The sequence below is a fragment of the Streptomyces sp. NPDC059003 genome (assembly GCF_042740445.1).
Lineage (GTDB): Bacteria > Actinomycetota > Actinomycetes > Streptomycetales > Streptomycetaceae > Streptomyces.
In genome coordinates, this window is the sequence record NZ_JBHYJH010000059.1 from 9,063 (window position 1) to 13,974 (window position 4,912).

6 protein-coding genes are annotated in these 4,912 nt (G+C 68.4%); 5 read left to right on the forward strand and 1 reads right to left on the reverse strand.

The window, feature by feature from the left end; genetic code table 11:
• Nucleotides 1–580 (reverse strand): tyrosine-type recombinase/integrase (locus ACFWZ5_RS21360; RefSeq protein WP_384890971.1); only part of this gene is annotated, 580 nt, incomplete at its 3' end.
• 304 nt (nucleotides 581–884) lie between these two features.
• Between ACFWZ5_RS21360 and ACFWZ5_RS21365 the strand changes: the two genes are divergently transcribed.
• The 5 genes from ACFWZ5_RS21365 (at nucleotide 885) to ACFWZ5_RS21385 (ending at nucleotide 4,787) form a co-directional block, all read left to right on the forward strand.
• Nucleotides 885–1,472 carry a hypothetical protein gene (locus tag ACFWZ5_RS21365; protein WP_384890974.1) on the forward strand — a complete coding sequence of 196 codons (588 nt, stop codon included), beginning with the start codon at nucleotides 885–887 and terminating at the stop codon, nucleotides 1,470–1,472.
• Nucleotides 1,473–1,544: 72 nt separating this feature from the next.
• Nucleotides 1,545–1,835, forward strand: coding sequence for a hypothetical protein (locus ACFWZ5_RS21370; RefSeq protein WP_384890977.1), 291 nt, complete (start codon nucleotides 1,545–1,547; stop codon nucleotides 1,833–1,835).
• Nucleotides 1,832–2,827, forward strand: coding sequence for a hypothetical protein (locus ACFWZ5_RS21375; RefSeq protein WP_384890980.1), 996 nt, complete (start codon nucleotides 1,832–1,834; stop codon nucleotides 2,825–2,827). Before ACFWZ5_RS21370 ends, ACFWZ5_RS21375 begins: the two co-directional genes overlap by 4 nt.
• A gap of 19 nt (nucleotides 2,828–2,846) precedes the next feature.
• A complete protein-coding gene (locus ACFWZ5_RS21380) occupies nucleotides 2,847–3,644 on the forward strand; it encodes a hypothetical protein (protein ID WP_384890983.1) in 798 nt (265 codons plus the stop codon).
• A gap of 138 nt (nucleotides 3,645–3,782) precedes the next feature.
• Nucleotides 3,783–4,787, forward strand: a complete 1,005-nt coding sequence (locus ACFWZ5_RS21385; protein WP_384890985.1) for a hypothetical protein — start codon at nucleotides 3,783–3,785, stop codon at nucleotides 4,785–4,787.
• Nucleotides 4,788–4,912: the final 125 nt, after the last annotated feature.

Here is a 4,912-nt window from a genome sequence, read left to right on the forward strand (position 1 = left end):
GGGATTCCAGGGTGTGCGGGGGCGTCTTGAACGCGTGGACGGGCAGCCCGGCCGCGACCTTCGCGAATTTGATGGCGCTGTAGCGGCTCACCGGACGGCCCTGCTTGTCCATCAGGAGCGGGCCCTCGGAGCGCTCGGCCATGACCTCCCGCGCGAGTTCGGCCGCGCGGTCGCTGAGCGGGACAGTCTGCGGCTTCCGCCCCTTGACCGGCAGTTCGACATGGGCTTGGCCTTCGTCGAGGTCCACGTCACGGACGTCCAGACTGAGCGCATCGCCCACGCGCATGCCGGACTGCATCAGAGCCCACAGCGCCCGGTGCTGAGCCGGGATGGACTCGTCCGCGGCGAGCCGCAGAAAGGCTTCATGGCTCACCACGGCAGGGGAGCGCAGGTCCAGGCGCCGGCCGCGCCCTGGTTGGCTACTGCGCGCAGCGTCGGCGGCAGCCCGCTTGTACCTCTTGGCGCCGGTATCTGGGTCGCGGTCGACATGATCGAGGGAGGCGAGGACCTGACGGGCGTAGCCATCGCTGACGCCCCATCGCGCGGCGCAGTCCTGAGTGGTGGTCAGCTCATCAGTCATGTGCCGCAACTTACAAACGCCACGTTTGCAGGTCAAGCGAGAATGGGCCAACGCGCTGTGCCGGGCTGAGATGCCTGAGGGATGGCCCCCGGATTGCCCGTGGGATGCGCGACGGGGAGTCCGTTGCACCATCGAGTGACGTGTGCTGTAGTATTTCGTGTGGCTGGGAGAGCAACCCAGCCCTCTGGGCCTAGGTGTCACAGATTTTCGCCAGTCGACGTACTTACTGGTGACGCCCTCTGCGCCGCGCCCAGGACCGACCCGAAGAGCCCTGGGCGACGCCTGGGGTGAGAAAGGACCCAGCATGTCGTACGACGACACGGAAGAGATGCCGCAGTCCGCCCTGTCACTGGGTGATGCCGCGCTGCTCTCGGTCTTCGCCAAGCTGTTCAAGGACCATGTCGTGCCCGCGATCGACGAGAAGATCGCCGCTGTGAAGGGGCCGCTCCTCGTCGCGTACGACAACCCTGACAGCAGCACCAAGTCCGTTGACGCCAAGGTCGACGGCGTCGCCGTCGCCACCCACACGGTGGCCATCTCCAAGGACAAGTACGTCGTTGGCGACGCGGACGCGTTCAACGCCTACGCCGAGGAGCGCGGCGAGGTAGAGGTGATCATCCAGGCGCGGCCCGCGTTCCGCGACTCGATGCTCAAGCGCGCCAAGTACGACAAGGAAACGGACGCCATCGTCGACAAGCAAACCGGCGAAGTGATCCCTGGTATCACCCGTATCCCCGGCGGCAAGCCCACGGGCTCCGTGACGACGACGTGGAAGGAAGGCGGCCGGGAGGCTGTGATGGAGGCGTTCCACGAAGGACGGCTCGACGGTCTGCTGCGCGGCGTGCCTATGCTCCCCGGCCCGCCCAACCGGGTCACCGAGCAGCAGCAGTAGTCCACGCACCGTCGCACGACGGCCCGGCCGCATCCCGAGGCGGCCGGGCCCCCTCCCCGAAGGACGACCGCCTTGCCCTCCCACACCCCCATCGCCCCAGCCGTTGCTGGAGAGATATCCGACCGCGCGTTCCGGCTCTACTGCTACCTCGTCCTTGAGAGCGACGGCGGATGGGTCACCGTCCAGGACGTTGCCGACGGCTGCAACCTGACCAACCACCAAGCCCGCGAGCCCCTTTCAGAGCTTCGCGGAGCAGGTATGGCCGAGTCCCGGCGCGTATACGAAATGGGAACCCACGGCCGCAAGACGTGGCACACCCACTTCCGGCTGCCCCAGGACACGACGAGCGAGGCGAAAGCGTGACCGACCGCAGCGCGGTGCGCCGCAACCGGCGCTCCCCCTTCGTCATGGTCGAGTCCAAGACCGCCCGCGACACGCGCCTGAGCTACCGAGCCCTCGGACTGCTGACGTACTGCCTCGACCAGTCCGATAGCTGGAACGTCCGCTCCGAACAGCTCTCCCGCGGCGAAGGACGCGAAGGGCGCGATGCTGTCCGTAAGGCGCTCCACGAGTTGGCCGCGCACGGCTACTACCGGCTTGAGAAGCGTCGCTTCCTGGACGGCAAGAACGTGATGGGCGCAGCGATCAGCGAGTACCCCAATGAACAGTGGGCCAAGGACTACGTGACCTTTGACGCTTCGCTGACGATCCCCGTCGACGAGCAGGATGACGGCAGCTTCCTCGTCCGCTACCCCGACGAGACCCTTGGCTCCGATGGCTTCCCGCCCGCCAGCGAGGCGGCCGCACCGGACGAGGCGCCCGCCGCGAACACCCCGAAGCCGAAGAAACGGCCGCGCAAGACCCCACCGGCCGCAGCCCGCTCCGTCGCCAAGAAGAAGATCGTGCAGCGCAACGCCCCCGCCGCCGACGAGCCGCGAGCGGAGGCGGAAGGACCGACGAAGGCAGCGAAGGAGAAAACGCCCGCCCAAGAAGTCGCCACCTGGTACTACGAGCACGCCTCGAAGCACCTCGGCCCGTACGCGGGCAAGCAGAAGTCCGGCTGGTACTTCGGACTCGTCAAGCTGGGCCAGCAGGCACTGGACGCCGAGTACACCCAAAGACAGGTGGCCAAGGCGTTCCAGCGCACTGGCGTCCACTTCCCGACAGCGCACCAGTTCCAGCGGGCGCTGAGCGACGAGCGGAACAACAAGCCGATGCCCGCCCAGTACGGCGGCCGCCCGGCCCCGTACAGCGATGCCGCGACCTGGGGGACAGAGGGCACGGGAGGACTGCCCGCACCCGAGGTCCCTGAAGTCCTGGACGAGGGCGTTGAGTTCGGCATCGTCCCTGCGTGATGCGAAAGGAGAATGAACGGTGAGCACCCTGGCAGCCGAGCGCATCGTCCCCGCACGCGAGCCGAAGCGACTGTTCGAGATCACCGACCGCATGGTCGAGGCCCTGCGGCGGGGCGGCGCGGACCTCTCTAAGCTCGGCGTGCCCGCCCCGCCCGAGGAAGATGACACTGAACTGTGGGAGGACGTCTCCGTGCCGCAGGCTCACGCCCGTGCCCTCGCCTGGACGAACAGCATGAAGGCCGCCGACCACGACGACTACCTGAAGTGGAGGCTCCCCGACCTGGACGACTACCAGCACCCTCAGAGCCTCAACGGGTGGCTCAACTCGATTGTCGAGGCCAAGAAGCAGAAGGCCCGGCCCAGCACGATGCACTTCATCGTGTCCGGGAACATCGGCTCAGGGAAGACCACAGCGGTGGCGGCGCTCGGCAACGAAGCCGCCGAGCGGGGACTGCTCGTGCGGTTCGTGCAGCACTCCACGTACCTGACCTGGCGCCGCCCCGACGGCGGCCCTGACGACATGAGCCGCTACCAGATCCGCAAGCGCCACGTGGAAGACCCCGACCTGCTGATCCTTGACGAGCTGTGCGGCGAAATGGACGGCGTTCAGACAGAGTTCGTGCGCCGGGAGACGACCGACCTGGTCGGCTCCCGCCTCGCGTCCGGCCGCCCCACCGTGTTCTCCACGAACTTGCGGCGCGACGGCATCAAGGCGGTGCTCGGCGAGCGGCTGCTGTCCCGCATTGAAGACCGCGCGTACCTGGCGAAGGTCGTCGGCCCCGACCGGCGCGCTCCCCGCAAGGTCCTGGACTGGTGAACTCCACCCCGTAGAAGCCGTGACGGCGGATGCGCGAGATCAGGAGGAGCGCAGAAAGGGGGAACGCTATATCGTTTGGGCAACCCGAGGGCCGATGAGCATAGGTCCGCGGGAAGACCCGAACGAAAGGGACGTGTCTTGCCGAAGCTGCCTGCCCTCCGAGCCATCACCCAGGGCGAGCGGGAGCTGCGAGAGTGGCACCGCAACCTCCGCATCGGAGCCGCCGCCGCGGGCCTTGGAATGATGCTGGCCTCGCTGTACCAACTCCACTGGGCCGGGACCCTCATAGGCTTCCCCGCCTTCGCGGCCGCAGCGATGGCCGGGTCGCTGGAACTGCTCCTCGCCTTCACCGCCGGGGCCGTCACCTCCATCCGGAAGCGCACCGCCGCAGGCGCCGAGGGCGGCTACTACTGGTCGCTGTGGCTGGTCTTCGCGTTCTTGTTGTGCATCTCGATCGCCGCGAACGTCGGCCACGCCATGGTCGCGCTCAGCGAATGGTTCAGCGCCGGCGGCGCCCCGGCCGTGATGACGGAGAACCGCGTGTACGTCTACGCCGTCGGCAGCGCCGTCGCGGCGATGGTGCCCCTCGGAGGCAGTCTCGGGTTGCACATCAGTGGATTCGTCCGCGCCCGCGGTGCTGGCTCGGACTGGGTTGACGAGGGCGGTTCCGGGGCGCTCCTCGACACGGCGGCGCCTGTTCCTGCGGCGCCCCGCACAGCACCGGCCGCGCCCCGCCCCGCTGCGAAAACCTCTGCCCAGAAGGCCAAGAGCCCTGCACCCGAGGACAAGCAAGCCGAGGAGGCGATGCCGGTCGAGCAGGAGCAGGAGCAGGTGCCGGACCAGGCCGAGGAGAAGCAGCAGGACGCCTCTGCGGTCGAGCCCGTGCAGGTGTTGCCCGAAGAGGAGCTGTACGCCATCTACAAGGAGGCCAGGGACGCAGGCGAGCACCACCGGTTCGGAACGCGCGGGGACTTGAACCCGACACAGCTCGGGCGCCGTCTGGGCCAGAGTCCTGGCAACGGCCGGAAGAACGTCGGCCCGCGCTTCGACTCCCGGTATGAGGCGGAGAAGCAGGAGGAGCGCGGTGACGGGGTGAACGTCGACGATCTTGGGGCCGGTAGTGAGGCCGCTCAGGCATCCTGACGTTCCGCACCTGCACGACTTGCGGCGGGGGGGCCCCCCCGCGGGGGCCCCCCCCCGGGGGGAAGGCGCCCGCGAGAAGCGCCAGGCAACCATAGGCCCCCCCCGGGGGCGCCCCCGCCGCGCCC